Annotated in this window: 2 protein-coding genes; both read right to left on the bottom strand. The window is 53.5% G+C overall.

The genetic code is table 11. The features are described 5' to 3' along the window. Positions 1 to 25: 25 nt before the first annotated feature. A complete protein-coding gene (locus KDW_RS33030) occupies positions 26 to 14830 on the bottom strand; it encodes a non-ribosomal peptide synthetase (protein WP_162005468.1) in 14805 nt (4934 codons plus the stop codon). Positions 14831 to 15041: 211 nt separating this feature from the next. Then, a complete protein-coding gene (locus tag KDW_RS21175; RefSeq protein ID WP_371876265.1) occupies positions 15042 to 26069 on the bottom strand; it encodes a non-ribosomal peptide synthetase in 11028 nt (3675 codons plus the stop codon). Between the last annotated feature and the right edge of the window lie 50 nt (positions 26070 to 26119).

Below are 26119 nucleotides of genomic sequence, written 5' to 3'. Positions count from 1 at the left end.
ACGGCGTGAATAGTATCCCCGTCGGCTAAGGCCTGGAGAGACGTTTCAAGACGACGACCCCGACACCGTTGCCGCCTACGGTTCCCTGGGCGTCTGTATCAAATGTGCGGCAGTGCCCATCCGGTGAGAGGATACCGCCTTGCTGATACATGTAGCCGGTCTTCTGTGGCACACGTACCGCGACACCACCAGCCAGGACGATATCGGCGTTGTTATTTAGCAGGCTCTCACAGGCCAGATGTACAGCGACCAGTGAGGTCGAACAGGCTGTCTGCACGCTGAAACTTGGTCCGCGCAGATTGAGCTTATAGGCCACGCGCGTGGTTAAGAAGTCTTTATCGTTGCTAATCAGCACCTGGAAGTCGTCCAGGTTCTCGCGATAGTCGGCGTTAGTGTAGATATTCGACAGCATATAGCTGTTCTGGCTCATGCCAGCATAGACACCAATCGATCCCTGGTAGGACTGAGGATCATAGCCTGCATGCTCTAATGACTGCCAGGCAGTTTCGAGGAAGAGGCGCTGCTGTGGATCAATCACTTCTGCTTCACGCGGATTGTAGCCAAAGAACTGGGCATCAAACATCTCAATGTCATCCAGGATCGATCCTGCTTTGACGTAATTGGGATTATCGAGCATTTCTGCCGGGATGCCTGCTGCTAATAGTTCCTCGCGTGAAAAATGGGTGATGGTCTCTTTGCCTGCGCGCAGGTTTTCCCAGAATTCATCGATATCTCTGGCACCGGGGAAACGGCCTGCCATACCAATAATGGCGATGGCCTCGTTGCTGGTATCTGCACGCTGTCGGACGCGATCGGCGGTATCGGGCAGTGGCTTATGCGCCGCCTCCACATAGGCTTCTGGACTGAGATAGTGGGCCAGGGAGCTTACGGTTGGATACTTGAACAGGTCTATCATGGTGATCTCGCGCTTCAGTGCCTCTTGCAGGCGATTGAAGACGCGAGCCACTAAGAGTGAGTGACCACCAAGATCAAAGAAGTTATCGTGTAAGCCGACGTTCGTTACTTGCAACAGATCTTTCCAGATCGCGGCAATGATGCGCTCAATCTCTGTTGATGGCATCGCCTCGGCCTCTCCTGAGTTGCTGTGCAGTTGCTCTGGTGCCGGTAACAGGCGACGGTCGATTTTGCCACTTGGTGTGAGCGGCAGTTGCTCAAGGAAAACGAACAGCGTCGGGACCATATAATCTGGTAGCTTTTGCTGTAAAAATGTCCGCAGGGTCGCTATCTCTGGTGTCTGGTTATTGCTTACAATATATGCGACCAGGCGTTTGTCGCCAGCCGCACTCTCCTTGACCACGACTGCGCAGGCACTCACCTCTGGATGCTGTGAAAGCGTGTTTTCAACTTCGCCAACTTCAATGCGGAAGCCACGTATTTTTACCTGTGTATCCGCACGTCCCAGGAACTCGATGTTTCCATCGGCCAGGTAGCGGGCCAGATCTCCTGTCCGATACATACGTGCGCCCGGTTCGGTGCTGTATGGATCCGGTATGAACTTGTCCGCCGTCATATCAGGACGCTCTAAGTACCCACGGGCCACGCTTAAACCACCAATATAGAGCTCGCCAACGACACCGATAGGGGCGGCTTGCAGGCTACGCTCCAGAATGTACATATGCGCATTGGCGATTGGTGTCCCGATTGGTGGTAATGCCATCCACTGTTCTGGCGTCTCAGATAGGGTATAGGCCGTGACCACATGACACTCTGCAGGACCATACTGGTTTTGCAGGACACAGTTGGGCATGTGCTCAAAGAATGTTGTCAGGCTCGGGGTGACCCGTAATTGCTCACCGGCGGTATTGATTTCCTTGAGATGTAATGCTGCTCCCTGCATATCTGCGGCAAAAACTTCTGCCAGTTGCTCCAGGGCCACAAACGGTAAAAACAGGCGTTCGATGTTGTGTTCACGGATCAGTTGGGCCAGTTGCAACACATTGCGTCTCTGCTGCTCGGTCACCAGGTATAATGTGCCACCGCCATTTAAGGTGGAGAAGATCTCCTGGAAGGCCACATCAAAGCTCAATGATGTAAATTGCAACGCTCGTGATCCTACACCCAGGGATGATGTCTGGCTTTGCCAGTTGAGCAGGTTCACTAATGGCCGATGCGCCATAGCGACGCCCTTTGGCTGGCCGGTCGATCCTGAGGTGTAAATCACATACGCCAGGTTATCAGGCTCGGCTCTATGGGCCAGATTCCCTTCACTGTCCTCCTGGGCCAGGGATTCCCTGATCGTATCCAGACACATTACCAGTACGTTATCGCTCACCGGCAGAGCGTCTAACAGGCTGGTTTGGGTCAGTAAGACAGTGACCCTGGCATCCTGCAACATAAAGGCCAGACGTTCCTGTGGATAGCTCTGATCCAATGGGACATACGCGGCTCCGGCTTTGAGGATACCCAGTAAGCCAATGATCATCTCTGGTGAGCGCTCGACACAGAGGCCAACCAGGCTATCAGGTCCAACCCCCTGGGCGCATAAACGGCGCGCCAACCGATTCGCACGCTGGTTAAGCTGGCGATAGCTTAATTGCTCAGGGCCGAACACCACTGCTGGCAGATCGGGCGTTCGCTCGACCTGTTGCTCAAAGAGTTCGTGAGCACAAAGCTGTGGATAATCGGCCTGCGTTGCGTTCCATTGGACGAGCAGTTCATGCCGTTCTGCCGCTGGCAGCAGAGGAACATTGGCAATCTGTTCCTCTACATTCAAAGCTATGTGCTCAAGTAACAAGATCCAGTGCTGATACATGCGCTCAATCGTCGCACGATCGAAGAGGTCGGTATTATACTCAAACCAACCATTCAAACCTTGTGCGGTATCCTCTAACGAAAGGGTCAGGTCGAATTTCGCGGTGCCGTTCTCCATCAACATCGGGCTGAGGCTGATGTCGGAAAGTTCCAGGGCGGGCATCGGAAAGTTCTGGAAGATAAACATCACCTGGAATAATGGTTGACGGCTCAGATCACGTTCGGGCTGTAATTTTTCAACGATCTTCTCAAATGGCAGATCCTGGTGGGCGTAGGCGCCAAGGGTAATCTTACGCACCCGATGGATGACTTCACGCACACTTGGATTGCCGGAGAGGTCGGTGCGCAGGACCAGGGTGTTGACGAAGAAGCCGATCAAATCTTCGATCTCACGCCGATTACGATTGGCGATACCTGAACCGATGCCGATATCTTCTTGCCCGGTATAGCGATAGAGCAAGATCTGGAAGGCGGCCAGCAGGGTCATGAAGAGCGTGACGCCTTCGCGCTGGCTGACAGTTTTGAGGGCCTCGCTCAGTTTTCGCGGTAAGACCACTGGATACATGGAGCCGCTAAAGCTTTGTAACACCGGTCGTGGTCGATCGGTTGGCAATTGGAGCACCGGCAATCCAGCCAACTGCTGGCGCCAGTATTCAAGCTGCTTGTCAAAGACTTCACCACTCAACCAGCGGCGCTGCCATTGTGAGAAGTCCGCATATTGAATTGCTAGCTCAGGCAGGGGCGAAGGTCGACCACTGCTATAGGCATCATAGAGCACCGCTAGCTCGCGGATAATGATGCCGGTGGACCAACCATCTGAAACGACGTGATGGAGGATAAAGATGAGTATATATTCTGTTTTACTGACCCGGAGCAGGTTAGCCCAGACAAGCGGACCATGGGCCAGATCAAATTGATGCTGTACACCCTGTAAGATCAAACGATCAGCCTCTTGCTGGCGCGCCTCAACCGGCAAGTCGCGCAAATCAAGGCTTTCTATGGTGAGCTGGAGATCCGGGTCAATGACCTGGACGAGTTGGTCATTGATGATCCTGAAGGTCGTACGCAATGCTTCGTGACGCTTGACGATCTCCTGTAAACTCTGCGTTAAGGCGCTTTGATCCAGTTGCCCTTGCAATTTCATGACCAGGGGCAGATTGTAGAAAGGATTTCCCGGTGCCAGCTGGTCTAAGAACCAGAGCCGCTCCTGCGCAAAGGAAACGGGCAGGGCTCCGTCGCGCTCGACGCGCTCCAGAGGAATCTCGTCCCGGTTCTGCCCACCACGGCGCTCGCGCTCGATGCGTTCGGCGACGCCGGCAATGGTTGGGCTTTCAAAGAAGGCGTACAGCGGTACTTCGACCTCGAAAAGCGTGCGAATCCGCGAGACGACCTGTGTCGCCAGCAACGAATGTCCGCCAATCTCGAAAAAGTTGTCGAAGATACCTACTTGATCCACACCGATGATCTCAGCCCAGACGCTACAGAGTACTTCTTCAACCGGGGTACGAGGCGGGACAAAGGCTCCCAGCAGCTCTGGTCGCAGGTGATCAGGCGCTGGCAGGGCTTTGCGGTCCAGTTTCCCATTGACGGTGAGTGGCAATTCCTCCAGCACCATATACGCGGACGGTAACATATACTCCGGCAACAGCTGTTCCATATAACGGCGTAACTGCGGCACCAGACTGCGCACCAGTTTACTCTGCACAGGATTATTGCCGTAGCGCAGCCAGTTCGGTCGTGTGTGTCCATCCAGTTGCTCCGGCACTGGATCGAGCGCAACATAGCGGCCCGCATGGTGCTGCAAGCGGACCTGACAGTAGCCATCGGCACCCGATGCGTCAACCGACCAACTGACCTCGACTGCGTAGCCCAGCTCTTCCCCTAAACGCCAGAGTGCTTCGGGATCGACACCGGCCACCCGACGCTCGGCCACCCGCGCTCGTAGCTCATCCACCGTGGCGGGTCCAGCCTCTTCCTGTAACAGAGCAATGCTCACCACCTCGTCCTGGATACGCGCATTGGGCACGCGTGTGATCTCAACCAGTTCGGGCTCTCCCTGCTCCAACCGCGCTCGCACCTGCTCCAGGCTCAACTGCTCCTCTTCCCAGTTCCACTGCTCGGCGAGCAGCGTCTCTTCGCGCTCGCCAATGCGCAACCAGACATCATAACGGAAGCGCGTCAACTCGTTCTGCGCCTGTCCACGTCGCAACTGGTTTCTCACCACGCCGATCGCTGGCTCCTGCTGTGCAAAGGCCACGAAGAAGGCGGGATCAATCAGCAGCTCTTCCTCTTTCCGTTGCTGCCGCTCGATGCGCTGGCGCGCCTGCTGGCTACTCAGTTGCTCGGACGCCTGGAACAATTGCACTGAACTATGGTAGGCATGCAAGAGGGCCGCGTTACGCAGGTCACCCAGGATAATCGTGCCACCAGGCTCGACCACGCGTACCGCTTGCTCCAGAACCTCGACCAGGTAGTTCATACCGGGGAAGTACTGGGCGGTCGAGTTAATGACCACACAGTCAAAGCGTTGCTCGGAGATGCCACGGAAATCATGACCCAGCCGCTGCAAGAGTTTGACCTGGGTGAGACCTTGCTGCTCAATCTCCACCTGCACTCCAGCCAGGACCGTCTCGGAAAAGTCGGTGCCCAGATAGTACTCGGTCTGTGGAGCGATACGGAAGAGTAGCAGGCCAGTACCACAACCAATCTCCAGCACCCGCCGGGGCTTGAGGGCCAGGATGCGCTCGACGGTCTGATCGACCTGTTCGCGCATCTCCTCGGCGGCAATGGGAGCGCCGGTATAGCTACTATTCCAGCCAACAATGTTAAACATTGTATCGTTGGCCTGCGGATCATCCTGCTCATAGGTCTGTTCGTAGAGCGTGTGCCAGCTCTCGATGTATTCCTGCTGCTGCTGCGCACTCTCCTGCGCGCTGACTTGCTGCTCTGGATCAGCCACCACATAGGCCACCAGCCGCTTATCGCCCGGCACATCTTCCCGCGCCTGCACCACCACCTCGCGGACGCCGGCATACTGACGCAACACGCTCTCGATCTCGCCCAGTTCAATCCGATAGCCGCGTACTTTGACCTGGGTATCCACACGGCCTAAGAACTCCAGCGCACCATCGGCGCGGTAGCGGGCCAGGTCGCCGGTGCGATAGAGGCGTGCTCCCGCTTCCTGACTGAAGGGATTGGGCACAAAGCGCTCGGCCGTCAAGCCAGGGCGGTTGGCATAGCCACGTGCCAGTCCATCCCCGCCGGTATACAGCTCACCAGGAACACCCACCGGCACCGGCTGCATACGCTGGTCCAGCAGATAGACACTGGTATTGGCAATCGGGAAACCGATCGGCACCGAGCTGTTCAGTTCCTGTCCGGCATGCATGGGATAGCAACAGGTAAAGGTGGTATTCTCGGTCGGACCATAGCCATTGATCAGTGTGGTATCTGGACAGTGGCTCAGGACACGCTGGACATGGCCGGGATCAAGGGCATCACCACCGGCCAGCAGTTGTCGCACACCTCCCAGCGCATCCAGTTGTTGCTCGACCATTTGATGGAAGAGGCCAGCCGTCAGCCACAGGACGCTGATCTGCTGCTCACGCAGTACGCGTCCCAGTTCTTCCAGGGAAGGACGTGCGGTGGGAAAGAGAACCAGGCGGGCACCGTTGAGCAGGCTCCCCCAGATTTCCAGGGTTGAGGCGTCAAAGGAGACCGGAGCCAGTTGCAAGAAGGTATCACGCTCATCCATCTGTGCAAAGGTCGTCTCTTTCACCAGTCGCACCACGTTCTTATGACTGACACTGACGCCCTTGGGGGTTCCAGTCGAGCCCGAGGTATACATCACATACGCCAGATTGTCGGTACGCGCAGTATGGGCAAGGTTCTCTTCACTCTGTTGCGCGATGCTGGCTCGGTCACTCTCGATACGCACCAGCGCAACGTTGTCTGTATCTACCGGTAAGTCTGCCAGTAAACGTTCTTGCGTCACCAGGACTGCTACTTGTGCATCCTGGAGCATAAAACTCAGACGATCTTTCGGATAGCTCCAGTCAAGCGGAACATACACACCACCGGCCTTGAGAATACCTAAGATACTGATCACCATCTCAAACGATCGCTCTACACATAATCCCACATGCACTTCTGGCACGACGCCAAGCTGGCGTAAATGGTGCGCAAACTGGTTCGCGCGCGCATTCAGTTCCTGGTAGGTCATACGCTCCTGGTTAAAAATGAGGGCAGTCGCGTGCGGAGTCTGTTCCACTTGCCGCTCAAAAAGCTCTTGTATGGTGAGATGTGGAAAGCCAGTCCAGATGGTATGCCATTTTTCTAGCACCAGCGTACGCTCAGAATCTGACATAATCGACAATTCCTCAATAGTTCGGTCGGGATGCTCGACTATATCTTCTAATAAGAGCTGCAAATGCTGATACATGCGCTCGATGGTGGTTTCGCTAAACAGGTCCGTTGCATACTCGAACCAGCCTTGAATGCCCTGTGCGGTATCCTCTAAAGACAGGGTCAGGTCAAATTTCGCGGTACCGCTCTCAATCATCACTGAGCTCAGGCTAAGGTCGGCTAATTCCAATGCGGGCATCGGAAAGTTCTGGAAGACAAAGAGGATCTGGAATAGTGGCTGACGACTCAGATCACGTTCAGGCTGTAACTCACCCACGACCTTTTCAAAGGGCAGATCCTGGTGGGCGTAGGCGCCAAGGGTAATCTTGCGCACTCGCTGGATGACTTCACGCACACTCGGATTGCCAGAGAGGTCGGTGCGCAGGACCAGAGTGTTGACAAAGAAACCAATCAAATCTTCGATCTCACGCCGATTACGATTGGCGATACCTGAACCGATACCAATATCTTCTTGCCCGGTATAGCGATAGAGCAAGATCTGGAACGCGGCCAGCAAGGTCATGAAGAGCGTGACGCCTTCGCGCTGGCTGAGCGCCTTGAGTTTCTCTGTTACCGAGCGCGAAAAGCGGAAAGGATAGTGAATACCCCGATAGCTTTGTTGCGCCGGACGCAGATAATCAGTTGGCAATTGCAGCACGGGCAGATCAATAAGTTGCTGATGCCAGTAATCAAATTGTTTCTCTAAGGTTTCACCCTGTAACCATTGGCGCTGCCACTGTGAGAAATCGACGTATTGGATTGGTAGCTCAGGCAGGGGTGAAGGACGACCACTGCTATAGGCATCGTAGAGAGCCGCTAGCTCGCGAATAATGATACCGGTAGACCAGCCATCAGAGACAATATGGTGGATAATCAGCAGCAGGACGTGTTCTTCTCTGGCGAGCCGCAATAGTTTGGCGCGTATCAAGAGGTCCGAGGTCAGATTAAAAGGATGTTGCATCTCTTCAAAGGCCTGTGTCTGGATTGCACTGCTGCGTTCTTCGACTGGTAGCATGTGCAGGTCCATCGTCTCCAGGACTAACTCGCGCACAGGCGTGATGATCTGCACAGGTTGCCCATTAACGATGGTAAAATTTGTGCGCAGCGCCTCGTGTCGCCTGACGATCTTCTGTAAGCTCCGGGCTAATATGGTTGGATCCAGCTGCCCCTGCAATTTCATGACCAGGGGCAGATTGTAGAAAGGATTTCCCGGTGCCAGCTGGTCTAAGAACCAGAGCCGCTCCTGCGCAAAGGAAACGGGAAGGGCTCCGTCACGCTCGACGCGCTCCAGCGGAATCTCATCCCGATTCTGTCCACCACGACGCTCACGCTCGATGCGTTCTGCGACTCCGGCAATGGTTGGGCTTTCAAAGAAGGCATACAGCGGCACTTCGACCTCGAAGAGCGTGCGAATCCGCGAGACGACCTGTGTCGCCAGCAACGAATGCCCGCCAATCTCGAAAAAGTTGTCAAAGATACCCACTTGATCCACACCAACGATCTCAGCCCAGACGCTACAGAGTACTTCTTCGACCGGGGTGCGAGGCGGGACAAAGGCTCCCAGGAGCTCTGGACGCTGATGATCAGGCGCTGGCAGGGCTTTGCGGTCCAGTTTCCCATTGACGGTCAGTGGCAGTTCCTCCAGCACCATATACGCGGACGGTAACATATACTCCGGCAACAACTGTTCCATATAACGGCGTAACTGCGGCACCAGACTGCGCACCATTTTACTCAGTAAAGGATTATTGCCGTAACGCGACCAGTTTGGCTCCTCACGTTGCGCACGTTGCGCCACTGGCTCCTGCCCAAGCGCAACATAGCGACCCACATGACGCTGCAAGCGGACCTGACAGTAGCCGTCGGCCCCCGATGCGTCAACCGACCAACTGACCTCGACCGCGTAGCCCAGCTCTTCCCCTAAACACCAGAGCGCTTCGGGATCGACACCAGCCACCCGACGCTCGGCCACCCGCGCTCGTAGCTCACCCACCGTGGCGGGTCCAGCCTCTTCCTGTAACAGAGCGATACTCACCACCTCGTCCTGGATACGCGCATTGGGCACGCGTGTGATCTCGACCAGTTCGGGCTCGCCCTGCTCCAACCGCGCTCGTACCTGCGCCAGGCTTAACTGCTCCTCTTCCCAGTTCCACTGCTCGGCAACCAGCGTCTCTTCACGCTCACCAATGCGCAACCAGACATCATAGCGAAAGCGCGTCAATTCATTCTGCGCCTGTCCACGTCGCAGCTGGTTTCTTACCACACCGATCGCGGGCACCTGTTGCGCAAAGGCCACGAAGAAGGCAGGATCAATCAGCAGCTCTTCCTCTTTGCGTTGCTGTCGCTCGATGCGCTGGCGCGCCTGCTGGCTACTCAGTTGCTCGGACGCCTGGAACAATTGCACTGAACTATGGTAGGCATGCAAGAGGGCCGCGTTACGCAGGTCACCCAGGATAATCGTGCCACCAGGCTCGACCACACGTACCGCTTGCTCCAGAACCTCGACCAGGTAGTTCATACCGGGGAAGTACTGGGCGGTCGAGTTAATGACCACACAGTCAAAGCGTTGCTCGGAGATGCCACGAAAATCATGGCCCAGCCGCTGCAAGAGTTTGACCTGGGTGAGACCTTGCTGCTCAATCTCCACCTGCACTCCAGCCAGGACCGTCTCGGAAAAGTCGGTGCCCAGATAGTATTCGGTCTGTGGGGCGATGCGGAAGAGCAGCAGGCCGGTACCACAACCAATCTCCAGCACCCGCCGGGGCTTGAGGGCCAGGATACGCTCGACGGTCTGATCGACCTGTTCGCGCATCTCCTCGGCGGCAATGGGAGCGCCGGTATAGCTACTATTCCAGCCAACAATGTTAAACATTGTATCGTTAGCCTGCGGATCATCCTGCTCATAGGTCTGTTCGTAGAGCGTGTGCCAGCTCTCGATATATTCTTGTTGCTGCTGCGCACTCTCCTGCGCGCTGACTTGCTGCTCTGGATCAGCCACCACATAGGCCACCAGCCGCTTATCACCCGGCACATCTTCCCGCGCCTGCACCACCGCCTCGCGTACGCCGGCATACTGACGCAACACACTCTCGATCTCGCCCAGTTCAATGCGATAGCCGCGTACTTTGACCTGTGTATCCACACGGCCTAAGAACTCCAGCGCGCCATCGGCACGATAGCGGGCCAGGTCACCGGTGCGATAGAGGCGAGCTCCTGGCTCCTGACTGAAGGGGTCAGGCACAAAGCGCTCGGCCGTTAGGCCAGGGCGGTTGGCATAGCCACGTGCCAGTCCATCCCCGCCGGTATATAGCTCACCAGGAACACCCACCGGCACCGGCTGCATACGCTGGTCCAGCAGATAGACACTGGTATTGGCAATCGGGAAGCCGATCGGCACCGAGCTGTTCAGTTCCTGTCCGGCATGCATGGGATAGCAGCAGGTAAAGGTGGTATTCTCGGTCGGACCATAGCCGTTGATCAGGGTGGCGTCTGGACAGGTGCTCAGGACACGCTGGACATGGCCGGGATCCAGAGCATCACCGCCGGCCAGCAATTGTCGTACACCTCCCAGCGCATCCAGTTGTTGCTCGACCATTTGATGGAAGAGGCCAGCGGTCAGCCACAGGACGCTAATCTGCTGCTCGCGCAGGACCCGTCCCAGTTCCTCCAGGGAAGGACGTGCGGTGGGAAAGAGGACCAGGTGGCCACCGTTGAGCAGGCTCCCCCAGATTTCCAGGGTTGAGGCGTCAAAGGAGACCGGAGCCAGTTGCAAGAAGGTATCGTGCTCATCCATCTGCGCAAAGGTCGTCTCTTTCACCAGTCGCACCACGTTCTTATGACTGACACTGACGCCCTTGGGGGTTCCGGTCGAGCCCGAGGTATACATCACATACGCCAGGTTATCCTGCACCGTATGGTTAGCGGGACCAGCCAGCACCACGTCTCCCTGTGGGGTATAGACCCATTCAGTATCTATACACACCATCTGTATGTCGTGCGTGGGCAAACTTTCAGCTATGCGTTGCTGGGTCAGCAAAAGAGAAAGCCGCGTATCCTGTAACATAAAGCTCAAGCGCTCTTTGGGATAGGAGGCATCCAGCGGCACATAGGCCCCGCCAGCCTTCAAGATGGCCAGGATACTGATGATCAGATCAAAAGAACGCTCAAGGCAAATAGCCACCAGCGAATCAGCATCCACGCCTGCTGCTCGCAAGTATCGGGCCAGGTGGTTGGCGCGTTGATTCAGTTCATGATAGGTCAGGCTGAGTTTACCCATACTCACAGCCGGAGCCAGCGGAGTTTTGGCCACCTGCTCTTCAAAGAGTTCATGAATAGTCTGGGCAGGATAACTGGTTCTGGTGGTATACCAGTGAGTTAAGATCTTCTCTTGCTCATCAGGTAGCATAGCCGGGAGTTGTGAGAAACGCTGCTCAGGATGCTCAACAATGCTGGTCAGCAGTAACTGGAAATGGTTGACCATCCGCATGATGGTGGCTTCGTCAAATAAATCCGTATTGTATTCCCAGATTAAAGAAATCGATTTTTCTGCATCGATGACCAGCAAGGTGATATCAAATTGCGCTGCCTGCTGTTGGAGCGGAAAGGATTCTACACTGAGGCCACCCAGGTCAAGACTGGATCCTGGCTTGCCGATAGCAACTTCCGGCATTTGCTGCATTTCCAGGCGATGTGGGCGATCAAGCACAAACATCACATCAAAAATGGGTGAGCGGCTGGCATCTCGATCTGGCTGGATGCGCTCTACGAGTTGCATGAATGAGTATTCTTGATTACTTAGCGCTTCAAGAACGGTAGCTGAGGTCTGCTGCAAGAAATCACTAAAGCGTGGGTTGCCGCTTATTTTCGCGCGCAGGACGGCCGGGTTCACCAGATAACCGACCATATTCTGCAATTCGGCTTTGCTGCGATTCGTCATCGGTGAGCCGACCAGCAAATCATCCTGACCGGTATAACGCTGCAACAGGAGGTAGAACGCCGACAGCATAGTGGTGTAGAGGGTAACACCTTCAGCGCGTGATAACTGGCGCACCCGCTGCGTCAACTCTGCACCTAAATCAAAGAAGCGCCGTGTGCCCCGGTAGGCCGGAAAGAGTGGACGCGGGCGATCTATCGGTAAATTCAGGACTGGCAGTTCGTCTGATAAGAGTTTCTGCCAGTATGCCTGGGAACGCTGACCAGCAGGACTCTCCAGGAGTTGCGCTTCCCAGGCCGCATAATCGGTATACTGCAATGCCAGCGGTGGTAAGTCTGCTTCCTCACCAGCCAGTGCGGCTTTGTACAGCACGCGGAACTCGTCCATCAACACGACCATGGACCAGAAATCGGTCGCTATATGATGGGCCGTTAGCAACAAAATATTGCCCTGGACGGTGTCTGTTAACAGGTTGACCCGTAATGCGGACTCGTGGGCCAGATCAAAGGGTTGGTGCGATAAGTTGACGAGTAGATTATTAAGATCCGCGATATCTAATCCAGCCGCTTCCTGTATTGACAGGTTCACCGGAATGGATGCTAAAACGACCTGCACAGGCTTGCCATCACGAGTTGTATAGAGTGTGCGCAAAGAAGCATGTCGATCAACAATGCGCTGGAAAGAGTTGCGCAGGATAGCAATGTCTACCTCTGAGGTAATGCGCATCGCAAAAAACGTATTATAGGCAGAACTCTCAGGGGCCAGTTGATACATATACCATAATGCTTGCTGCCCATAGGAGAGAGCATACTCACCAGCGCGTTGTTTTGTATACGCAACCAGGTCCAGCGGCGAGGCATCGTTAGCCGCCAATTGCTCAATTAAGAGGGCCGCGATCTGCTTAATGGTAAAGCCTTGTAGCAACTTTACCAGCGAGACATTTAACCCAAAGGCCATTTCCAACCGGTGGCGTAACTCCACAACCATAATTGAATCAATACCGAGTACGGTCATGTGCTCGGTGGTATTGATCTCAGTGGCTGGTATATGCAGGAGTTGTGCCATCTGCTGGCAGAGAAAATCTTCCATCAGGCGTTGTCGCTCACTGGCATTCGCGCTGGTGATCGCCTGACGGAGCGGCAGTTGCTGCGCTTCAGCTTGTAGTTCGGCTGCACGCCTCTCTCGGCTTATTGATTGTGTGAGTTCACCACGCATAATTTTGCCGAGGGAACTCTTAGGGAGAGATTCACGAAAGAAGATCTCACGTGGCACTTTATAGTGCGCGACATGTTCCTGCGCATAGGCAATCAGCTCATCAGCGCTGCATGCCTCACGCGGAATGATAAAGGCCGCGATAGTCTTTTCTTCGTGCTGTCCATCCAGACCAACAATTGCGACTTCCGCTACCTTTGGATGAGCCGCCAGCACATCCTCAACTTCCAGGGGATCAACTTTATAGCCCCCTGTCTCGATCAAGAGTTTCTTGCGGCCCGTTAAATACAGATTGCCATCCTCATCTTTACGTCCCAGGTCGCCGGTAAAATAATAGCCATCCTGGAAAGCTTCGCGGTTTAAGGCTGGCATATTTGCATAACCGCTGGTCAAGGTTGGGCTGCGAACAACCACCTCACCGATCTCACCAGGCGCGACTTCACTGAGATCTTCATTGAGAATCTTGACTTCTACATTCGCCGGAGTTGTGCCCAGTGAATCATAACGAATCGTGGGACCGGGCTCGACATTCGCAGCAATCAAACCACCCTCGGTCGTACCATAGGTCTGACGAATGGGGAGTTGAAAACGCGCCAGAAAACGATCGAAAACTTCACGCGCCAGGAAACTGCCAGCCGAAAAACAGGCTCGCACACTGGTCAGATCAGTAGCTGTTTCAAGAGGGGTTTCGGCAAGAGCACCAAATACATAGGGAACCGCCGGGAAAAGCGTGACATGCTCTTTTTTGATCAACTCCAGAATACGCTCAACGCGCGCAACAATCGGAACATCGACGATCATACCATCCTGGTAGACCTGCTCCAATAAAACCAGCGTCGCACCGGCACATATAGGGGTTAAGACAAAGAGCAATTGTCCGTAAGAGTGGAAAAGCGGCACGGTACAAAGTATGACATCAGAGCTCTGCACCTGCAGGATTTCAGCCATGTTGTCGGCGTCAAGCACCAGGTTTTTCTGGGTGCGACCAACACGCTTCGGTCTACCAGTCGAACCTGAGGAGTAATGGTAGACCATGTCGCCTGCGAAGACATCATCCGTGGTCTCCCATTCAGGGGCATTCTCCTGGATGAGTTCCTGAAAGGTTAGACTACTCTCATACACGCCATCGACCACCACCAATTTGATGTCGCGACCCAGGTGCGCGATCACGCGCTGGCACGTTTCAGCATGGCGTAGATCGGTAATAATAATCTGCGGTTGGCTGTCTTCAAGGTAAAAATTCAACTCATCATCTTGCAACGATGGGCTAAGCGGCACAAATATCGCCTGCAAGTTTGCCGCAGCATAATAGCTAATCACAAACTCAGGCATGTTAGGAAGAACCAGCACAACACGGCTACCAGCCTCTACGCCAAGGGAGCGTAAACCATGACTGAAACCATGTATCTGCGCGTATAATTCTTGATAACTTACACGCGTCTCATTATAAATTAGAGCTGTGTGCTCAGAGTAGTTTTCTAAGGCCTGCTTTAACAATCGTTTTAACAAAATGATACCTCGTTTTTCCGCAGCTGTATCTCCGATGTAATGCATGAAAAATAGAAAGCAGTAAACAATAGCTACCCGGATGCTATCTTGCCGTAGCGCTCATACTCTATTGCTCTGATGAATATAACTCAGTTAGCTAACAGGTACAATGAAAGCAGATAGTATTTCCGGGCAGAATATCTACTGTTTTTTCAGTAGCAAGGCGCCAATATTATTTTCTTTTCCGGCCTTGAGATTGCAAAGCGGCTCGCACTTCTTCAGGTGACATACTCGCAATCTTCTGGCGGAATTCAGCCACGCGCATGACCTGACCCGGTACTTTCTCGTGTTTAACAAGCACCGTTGCCATCTCAGCAATCGTGGCGGCTTCAAAGATACTGCGCAGGGGCAGTTTCATCTGGAATATTTTTGAGAGCCGTGAGGTTAACTGGGTTGCCAGCAATGAGTGACCACCCAGGGCAAAGAAGTTGTCATGGATGCCGATATGCTCAACTTGCAGGATCTCGCTCCACTGCTGAACCAAAACTTTCTCCAATGCATTACGAGGAGCGACAAAGGCTTCACCTAACTCAGGGCGACTGACATCAGGAATAGGCAAGGCACGACGATTTAATTTTCCATTGGCAGTCAGGGGCAGGGCATCCATAAACATAAAGCTAGCCGGAAGCATATACTCGGGTAGCGAGCTGACCAGGTGCTGACGTAACGCATCCAGGGTTGGGTGAGCACCATCACACACGATATAGGCCACGAGTCGCTGGTTCCCGGGTAGATCCTCGCGCACAATGACGACACTCTCGCGTATCATTGGATAGCGCTTCAGGGCGCTCTCAATCTCACCCAGTTCAATACGTCGGCCACGCACTTTCACCTGATAATCGCTACGACCCAGAAAGAGCAGCGAGCCATTCGGCTGATAGCTGGCCACATCACCAGTACGATACATACGTGTGCCCTGCTCGCCAAAGGGATTGGCGATAAAGCGTTCAGCCGTTAGTTCAGGACGATCAATGTAACCATCAACAACACCATCACCGGCAATATACAATTCACCGGCAACGCCAATCGGCACAGGCCGAAGGGCACTATCCAGCACATAGAGCTGTGTATTACTAATCGGGCGTCCAATCGACACAAGTGCATTGTTGGCTGCCTTCTCTACCTTGCAGATACTGGACCAGATAGTGGTCTCGGTTGGACCATACATGTTCCATAGCTCCGCACTACGCTCCAATAAGAAATTGGCCAGGTCTTGTGGTAAGCCTTCACCACCGCTGAGGAGTTTCACATCCTTTTTGCCTGTCCAGTTGCTATTCTGCAAGACACGCCAGGTAGCTGGCGTCGCTTGCATCAGCGTGACATGCGCAGTCTCAAGGATTTCAGCGATATAGTCACCATCCACGGCCGCCCCCTGAGCAGTCACAATAACTTTTGCGCCTACCATCAGCGGCACGAGCAACTCTAGTACAGAGATGTCAAAGGATAAGGTCGTCATCGCCAGACAAACATCCTGGTCGCTTATACCAGGTTGCTGAAGCATGGCTGCGGCAAAGTTGGCAACCGTCTGATGAGGGACCAGCACACCCTTTGGTTGACCCGTTGAACCAGAGGTATAAATGGCATAGGCTGCATTCTGCGGATCCAGCACCGTGTCTATCAAAGTGACAGGGTTCTGTGCGATGGTCTCCCATTCAGTATCAAGACAACACATGTGGATCGTGGATGTCGGCAACACTGTACGCAAATGCTCTTGCGTGACGATTACTTTCATGCCACTATCCACCATCATGTAGGCAATACGCTCTTGAGGATAGGCCAGGTCTAGCGGCACATAGGCCCCGCCAACCTTCAACACACCAAGGACTGCAACCATCATCTCCAGTGAGCGTTCCAGATACAGGCCCACACGTATGTCAGGTCCCACACCAAGTGACTGAAGATGATGCGCAAACTGGTTGGCACGCTCATTCAACTCTCGATAGGTTAATGCCTGCTCCTCAAAAAGGATGGCTTGTGCAGTCGGTGTACGCTCAACTTGTGCCTCAATCAGCTGATGAATACATGACACTGCATATGGAGCCCGGGTGGTGTTCCATTCCCGCACAATGTGTTGCTGCTCGGACGCTGACAGCAGAGGTAGCTGGCCCAGGTGTTGGTCAGGTCTGGCCAGCATCTGTTCCAACACCTGCTGCAGATGCTGGAGTAGATGCTGTACCTGCTCTACTGCAAATTGCTGCTGCTCAAACACAAGCTTGAATTTGAGGCTTTCACCTGGTAAGACAAAGACGGTTAAAGGATAATTCGTCTGCTCGTATGCCTGGACATCAAGTATCTGCAAATCGGTACTCTGTTGCTGCTCACTGGTTTCCAAGGGATAGTTCTCAAAAATGAAGAGACTCTCAAAAAGGTTCATGCCCCGCTCGATCTCACTCCATCCCTGGATATGCACAAGTGGCGTATATTCATATTGGCGCATCTCCGTTACTTGCGCCTGGATGGCTTGCAGCCAGTTCAGCAATGTTTGCTCTGGCCTGATTCGTACACGTACAGGAAGAGTATTAATGAAGAGGCCAACCATGGATTCTACCGAGGCTATCTCGGATGGGCGACCCGAGACAACCGAGCCAAAGACCACATCTTGCTGACCGCTGAAATGGCTCAGGAGCATGACCCAGGCTCCCTGGACCAGGGTGTTCAGCGTCAGACCTTGCTCGCGTACCAACCGTTGTAACGCCTGCGTGACATCCGTTGAGAGTTCCAATGTCTGCACAGCATAGCTGGCGTTCTTTTCTTCATTTGTCGGGCTTACACGGTGCGAAAAGCTCAAGTGTGTGGGTTCAATAAAGTCAGCCAGAAGGTGCTTCCAGAAGCTTTCTGCCTGCTGTAGTGGTTGCGCACTCACCCAGGCAATATAATCCTGGTATGCACGTGACCGCTGTAACTGGATCTCTCTGCCTTGCTGGAATGCTTCATAACTATCAAAGACATCTTTGAGAACTAATGGCAAACTCCAGCCATCCAGTAACAGGTGGTGATGTGACCAGATACATTCGTATTGGTCGTTGTGCGTTTGCAGGAGTGCCACACGCATCAAAGGACTCCTGCTCAGGTCAAAGCCCTGGCGACGGTCCGCTTGCATGTATTCGCTCAGCTTCTTTTGCCGCTGCTCAGTTGAGAGGTGACGCCAATCGTGTTGTAGCAGTGGCATCTCCGCATGCTGACGCACGACCTGTAAAGGCTGGTCGAGCCCTTCCCACAGAAAATGAGTGCGTAGGACCGGGTGATGCTGGATGGCTTGTTGCCAGGCACGCATAAAGTTCTTGACCTGGATCGTACCTTTGAAGGTATAGCGAGCCTGCACAACATAGTCGCCACCATCGGGAACATAGAGAGTGTGGAAGAGCAGACCTTGCTGTAAGGGGGATAATGGATAGACGGCCTCAACCTGGCGATCTGTCCCCAGCAACGTATCAATCTGTTCCTGGGTTAGCTTCGTCAATGGGAAGTCAGATGATGTATAGCCACCCACCTCCGGTAACTGACAATGGGCGATCAAGTCTCTGAGTGCCTGTACATAGTTCTGCGCCAGTTGCCTGATTGTCTCTTCGGCATGAATGTTCATGCTATAGGACCAGTCGATTTGTAACTGCCCACCGCGAATACTACTAACAATATCAATCAAATGCTGACGCTTGCCGGCAGGACTCAGTGGCTGCCCACTGGCTTCATGCGCAAGCGCAAAGTGTGTCTCGCTCGCACGCGATTGATCAAACTGACCAAGGTAGTTAAAGCTAAGATCAGCTTCAGGCACATGGCGCATGCGCACGCGCACTTCTTCATCCGCGCACAGGTACCGCAGGAGCCCATAACCAATACCATTGTGAGGAATGCCGCGCAATTGCTCTTTAATATGTTTCACTGCCGCACCGGGTTGCTCATTGGCTGTAAGTTCAAGTTGTACGGGATACATGCTGGTAAACCAACCAATGGTCCTTGAAAGATCGGTATGCTCGACAATCTCTTCACGGCCATGACCTTCCAGATCCAACAGCAGCGTGCTTTGTTGTGTCCAGCCGGAAATCGTCTGAGCAAGAGCAGTGAGCAGGACATCATTTATGTGTGTGCGATAGGATTGCGGCACCTCATGTAACAGAGCACGTGTTTCGTCGACAGACAGGGCCACTTCCACATGCCGGGCGGAAGCCACGCTATTCTCTGTGCGCTCATAATCAACCGGGAGCGCGCTATTAGAGAGATGCTCCAGTTTCGTCCAGTAGGCCAGTTCGGCGCGTAACGCTGCACTTTGCGCGTAGGTGACCAGTTTCTGGGCCCACTGCTGTACTGAAGTTGTCTTCTCGGGCAACTGTACCGCTAACCGCTTGCTCAACCGATCATAGATGTTGCGCACATCTTCTAAGAGAATACGCCAGGAGACGCCATCAATGGCGAGATGGTGTACGACAATAAGCAGGCGAGCAGGTACGTTGGTACCAAGATCAAGATAGACAAAACGCACGATTGGTCCGCGCTGCAAATCCAGGCTGGCCTGGACTTCATTCGCGACGCGTTCAATGGCGGCTGGCTGTTCTTCGGTTGCGCTGGTTGAAAGATCAACGACAAAAAATGGGACAGGTGCGTCGTCCGGCGCCAGGTATTGTTGCCACCCATGCTCAGTCTGTGCATAGCGTAAACGCAGAGCATCATGTTGCTGCAAGATACACGCGGCAACCTCTTTCAGCAACTGCGTATCCGTGTCCGGAGAGACTTCTAATAGCAATGCCTGATTCCAGTGCCAGGACTCAGGCTGCTGTTGCTCAAAGAACCAGTGTTGAATCGGCGTCAATGGCACCTCGCCCGTCACAATACCCTGGTCAGCTTCAATGATGGTTTCATGGGTTGTGCTTATCACGACCATGGCTAATTCAGCAATGGTTGGATGCTGGAAGAGCATCTTCGGCGTAATCTGCAGGCCAATCTGGCTGGCACGGGCCACAATCTGAATGCTGACAATCGAATCTCCACCGAGTGCAAAGAAGTTATCGTGAATACCGGGCACTTCTACACCGAGAACTTGTTGCCATAACGCTGCCAGTTTCGCCTCTACATCTGTACGCGGTTTGACCAGTGTACGCTCTTTCTGCTCAGCCGTGGACGCCAAAGCCTGGAGCGCTCGACGATCAACTTTGCCATTTGCCGTCAATGGCAACGCTTCTAACTCAATAAAGGTAGACGGAACCATATAATTCAGCAAACGTGCTTCAAGATAATGACGCAGATTCTCAATGATCAGTTGTTGCTGCGGCGCGGCGACCACATAGGCAACCAGATACTTCACACCGGCTTCCTCATGAGCGATGACGACACATTCATGGATCGTGGCATGCAGGCTCAAGACACTTTCGATCTCGCCCAGCTCGATCCGATATCCCAGTACCTTTACCTGATCATCCAGACGACTCAAAAAGTCAATCGAGCCATTGGGAAGATAATTGACCAGGTCACCAGTGCGGTAGAGCCGTGCACCTTCCTCCTGACTAAATGGATCGGCAATGAAGCGCTCGGCCGTCAGGTCTGGCTGCTGCCAGTAGCCACGAGCCAGGCTTACTCCACCGATGTAGAGCTCCCCAGGAGTTCCAAGTGGAACGGGCTGTAAATGACTGTTTAAGATATATATCCGGGTGTTACTGATCGCCTTACCAATTGCTGGCGCTCGCTCAATGAAACCAGTTCCTACGTCACCGGCAGTCGCTACCACGGTCGATTCTGTCGGACCATAATGATTGATCAGGCGGAATGGCAAAGCGGCTTCAGGCGCGCTATGCAGTTTATCGCCACCTGTCAACATGGCTCGTAACGCACATTCCTGGGGCCACGGAAGCGTCAGGATGCGTTCGGCCAGCGGGGTCGGTAAGAAACTGATGGTGATGGCCTTTTTCAACATCCAATCACGCAACTCCTGCGGTGAGAGACGCGTCTTCTCATCCGGTATATGCAGGCTTGCTCCTGCCGCGAGATAGGGCCAGATTTCCCAGACACTGGCATCAAAGGCCACGCCAGCCAGTTGGGTTGCGCGATCTTGCGCGGACAGCGCATAGGTCTGCACGTGCCAGAAAACAAGATTGAGTAATCCAGCATGCGTAATCTGGACCCCTTTGGGCAATCCGGTTGACCCGGAGGTATAGATCATATATGCCAGATTCTGACTATCAAGCTCGCGGTCAAGATTCTCGGTTGGATAGGCGGCCAGGCGCTCCCACTCACGATTGAGGAAAAGATACGGTATCTGGCATTCCGGCAGGATGCTCGCAAATTGCTGCTGGGTCAGCAAGATCTCCACCTGTGAATCTTCAAGCATATAGGCCAGACGTTCAGTCGGATAGGCAGGGTCCAGCGGCACATAGGCACCGCCGGCTTTATGCACAGCTACCATCGCAATAATCATCTCGATAGAGCGTTCCATACAGATGCCAACCAGGCTATCCGGTCCTACACCTGCGGCAACCAGATAATGCGCCAGCTGATTTGTGCGCTGATTGAGTTCCGCATAACTGATTTCTTGCGTATTCGTGGCAAGTGCCAGGGACCTGCCGTGATTATGTGCTTGCTCTTCAAACAACTGATACACACATGTATGAACCGCGTAAGGACGCTTCGTGTCCGTCCATTCATTGAGGATGAGCTGTTGTTCCTCACTGGTGAGCATAGAGACACTGGCAATCTTTTGGGTCGGATCAGCAACGATTCCCGCACATAACAGTTCCAAATGTGCCAGTAGTCGGGTGATCGCTGCCGCCTCAAAGCGATTCTGTTCGTAGATCACTTTAAGCGTCAACTGCTCACCGGGCAGTACAACAATATTTAATGGATAGTTTGTTTGTTCAACTGAATACACATCCCGCACCGCAAGGCTGGCTTCGGTCTCACGTGCAGCATCGCTCAACGGATAGTTCTCAAAGGCGAATAAGCTCTCAAACATGGGGGTCGAGTTCGAAAATTCACTCCAGTTCTGAACGTGTGCCAGTGGACTATATTCATACTGCCGCATCTCAGTTTGCTGCTGCTGTAAAGCCAGCAACCAGGAACGGATATCTTGTGCGGGCTTCAGTCGTACCGGTACCGGAAGGGTGTTGATGAAGAGTCCGACCATCTCTTCGATATCTTTGACATCGGCTGCGCGGCCAGAAACAACGTTGCCAAAGATAATCGCGTCCTGCCCGCTATAACGACTCAACGCCAATGCCCAGACGCCCTGCAGGAGGGTATTCAAGGTGATACGCTCCTGACGAACCAGGCTTTGCATATTGTGTGTCAGGTCACGCGAAAATTGCAGCTCGTGTTCCGCATAGCGATGACTGCTGCCGCTACTCTTGCTGACGGGTCCACCAATCTGCAATGGTGTTGGCTCATAAATACCCTGCAATGCTTGCCGCCAGAAATTTTCAGCGCTTGCCAGTTTTTGCGTCTGTAGCCAGCGAATATACTGTTGATAGGACTGAACCGGTTGCGCTGCTTTCAATGTCTGTCCCTGACACAGCGCCTCATAGGTCATGAAAACATCTTTCAAGACGATAGGGATACTCCAGCCGTCCAGCAGCAGATGATGATGGCTCCATAAAAACTGGTAACGGTCCTCACTGAGCTTGACCAGGTATAAACGCATCAATGGTGCCCGGGTAAGGTCAAAGTTCTGTAAGCGATCTTCTTCGAGCTGGCTCGTCAGGCGCTCTTGCTGCTCATATTCAGAGAGATCACTCCAATCGAGCTGCACACATGGAACCTGAACATGCGCTTGCACAATTTGTATCGGATCGTCGAGTCCAAACCAGATAAAGGCGGTACGCAAAACTGGATGCCGCTGGAATACCTGTTGCCAGGCCTGGATAAATGCCTCGATGTTCAGCGCTCCCTGTAATGTCGAGCCAATCTGCGTGACATAATTGCCATCTTCAGGGGCAAACATGGTGTGGAAAAGCATACCTTGCTGTAATGGTGAGAGTGGATAAGCGGCATCGATCTCACCATACTGGCTCAACTGGGTATCAATCTGCTCCTGCGTAATATGCACCAGCGCAAAATCGGAGGGCGTATAGCCACCTGAATCCGGCAATTGACAATGCTGAATAATGCTCTGTAATGCCTGGAGCATGGCCGTCCCCAGGGCCTCAATAGTGCTTTCAAAGTGGCGCTTCTGGCTATAGGTCCAGCTCATGTGCAGGCGCTTGTCGGCAATATAGCTATTGAGCTCTAACAGATGTGGGCGCTGTCCCTGTGGACTCAGCATGGAGCCTGGTGTTTCTGGTGCCGGAGCAAACAATGAGCCGCCAGGCAGGGTCTGGTCCAGTTGACCAAGGTAGTTAAAGACCATTTCTGGAACGGGTAATGCTTGTAACCGCTCACGCACACTTGAATCCTGGCATAGATAGCGTAACAGCCCGTAGCCAATGCCGTGCTGCGGCATCTGGTGTAGTTGTTCTTTCACAGCTTTGAGGATCGCGATCACATCGCCGGTTTCAGGTATCTGCAAACGCACTGGCATCAAGCTGGTAAACCAGCCCACGGTCCGTGAGAGATCAACGTCAGCAAAGAGTTCTTCCCGACCATGACCTTCGCGGTTAATCAGGATAGATGATGCTCCTGTCCAATCCGTCAACGCCTGTGCGAGTGCTGTGAGTAAGACATCATCAATGTGGGTATGGTATGCAGAGGGAACCGCAGATAAGAGCGCCTGTGTCTCTTCCGCACTCAGTACAATGGTCACTGTTCTGGCATACTCAACACTATCTGGACCAGCCACAAGATCTGTCGGTAATGTATCCTGCGTTGAAAGCGCATCATGAGAGGCCAGCATCTCTAACCAGTAGGATAGCTCTTGTCGTACCTGTTCGCTCTGACTATAAGCCCCCAGTCTGGCTGCCCAGGATTGGAAGGAGGTTGTTTTGCTGGATAACGCGACCGTCTGACCGGCAGCAAGTTGTTGATAGGCTTGCTGAAGATCTTCCAGCAAAATACTCCATGAGAATGCGTCTACGACCAGATGGTGTGCCACCAGGAGTAGACGGGCTGTCTGCTCTGCGCCTGAATCGATATAGACAATGCGTAGAAGCGGGCCAGTCAATAGATCCAGGCCGCTTTGTACTTCCCCAATGATGGCGTCAAGTCTGGCTTGCTGCTCCCCTTTATCCATCCTGGAATAATCTACGACGGTAAAAACTGCCGTTGATACAGTGTCTGAACTGGTTTGCAACCAACCATGCTCGGTCTGCTGAAAGGTCATACGTAAAACATCATGCTGCTTAAGCAAGGATGACACTGCCTGTTTCAAGAGGAGTGTGTCCAGTGGCTGCTGAACGGTCAGCAGAATAGCTTGATTCCAGTGTTGCTGCTGCTGCAACTGCAGATCGAAGAACCAGTGCTGAATTGGCGTTAAGGCAACTGGACCAGAAACCAGGCCTTGCTCAGTCTCAATCACCGTACTCAGGTTTTGCTCGACGATCACTTTTGCCAGCTCTGCTATAGTTGGGAAACTAAAGAGTTGCTTTGGTGTAAACTGTATGCCAACGCGTTTCGCTTGCGTAACAATGTGAATACTTACGATGGAGTCTCCACCCAGCGCAAAGAAGTTATCATGGAGCCGTATATCCTGCTCACCTAATACCCGCTGCCATATTTCCAACAGGCGCTTTTCCATTGGCGATACGGGCTCGGCCGCAATAAGGCGGCCATCCCGATGGTGCTCAGGTACGTGTAAAGCCTGACGATCAAGCTTCCCGTTTGGTGTGAGTGGTAGGGCATCCAGGAAGATCAGCAAGGTTGGTACCATATATTCGGGCACGCGTTGCTGGACATGTTCCCGCAGTTCGTCAGGAGAGAGCTTTTCCGCGAGCACAACATACGCAACCAGTTGCTGTGTCTCAGATGCGCTCTGGTGCATGATCACCACAGCCTCCTGGACCGCACTATGCTGCATCAATACATGCTCGATTTCACCTAACTCAATCCGGAAACCACGCAACTTGATCTGCTGGTCAATACGTCCCAGGTACTCGATCATTCCAGCCTCGGTATAGCGCGCCAGGTCACCGGTACGGTAGAGATGCGTGCCAGCGGCGCCAAACGGATTCGGCATGAAACGTTCAGCAGTGAGATCGGGACGTTGGAAATAGCCCTGGGCCAGTCCTGCCCCACCCAGATAGAGCTCACCAGGAACGCCTAACGGTACCGGACGCAGATGCTGATCAAGCAGATAGGCCTGTGTATTCGCGATCGGACGACCAATGGGCACCGCCCCGGTCTGCCCTCTCTCAATCAATGCCCAGGTTGAATAGGTGGTGTCTTCGGTTGGACCATAGAGGTTATAAATCTGCTCGATGTGCTCCAGCGTATAAAGCTGCTGCACCAGACTATGTTGCAGTGGTTCGCCAGCCAGGTTAATACACCTGACAGAGGCTGGAATACCATCTGAACGGTAGAGGGCAGCAATGGCAGAGGGAACGGTGTTGATTAACGTAACGTGATGGGCGGCGGGCAGTTCTGGCAGATGCAGGGCGTTTTGCGCCAGAATCACGGATCCACCACAACTCAAGGGTACAAAAATTTCAAAAATCGAGAGGTCAAAACAGATAGAGGTTGATGCCAGAACGCCTGCTAACTGTTCAGGTGTGAAACGTTGTCGGGCCCACTGCACAAAGGCGGCGGCGCTACGATGTGTGATACAAACACCTTTGGGTCGGCCAGTTGAACCCGACGTGTAGATCACATAGGCCAGATTATCCTCATGAAGCGTAACCTCACGCAGCACACGCTGCTGTGTCAATGTCGGCCAGACGGTATCCAGGCACAGGATCTCAACGCCACTCTCCACAAATGGCTGCTGACAGCTTTCTTGTGTCAGTAGTAATGCCACCTGCGCATCTCGCAGGATAAAGGTCAGGCGCTCTTGTGGATAATCCGGATCCAGTGGCACATAGGCTCCGCCGGCTTTAAGGATGCCCAGAATGGCAATGATCATCTCTAGCGAACGCTCCATACAGAGACCAACCAGCACATCAGGACCAATACCGCGCTCCTGGAGATATGCAGCCAGCACGTTCGTGCGCTGGTCGAGTTGCGCATAACTGATCTCTTCACTGCCAGAGATCACCGCACACACGTCCGGTGTTCGCTGCGCCTGCTCTGCAAAGAACTGATAGAGAGGCAGGTGTGCTGGATAGGCAACCTCGGTCGCGTTCCAGGTTTGCATGAGATCCTGCTCATGCGTCGTTAAGAGCGATAACTGATCCAGGCGCTGCT

The organism is Dictyobacter vulcani, assembly GCF_008974265.1.
Lineage (GTDB): Bacteria > Chloroflexota > Ktedonobacteria > Ktedonobacterales > Ktedonobacteraceae > Dictyobacter > Dictyobacter vulcani.
The sequence above is the reverse complement of the archived record's forward strand: the minus strand, read 5'-3'. Positions and strand labels throughout refer to the sequence as shown.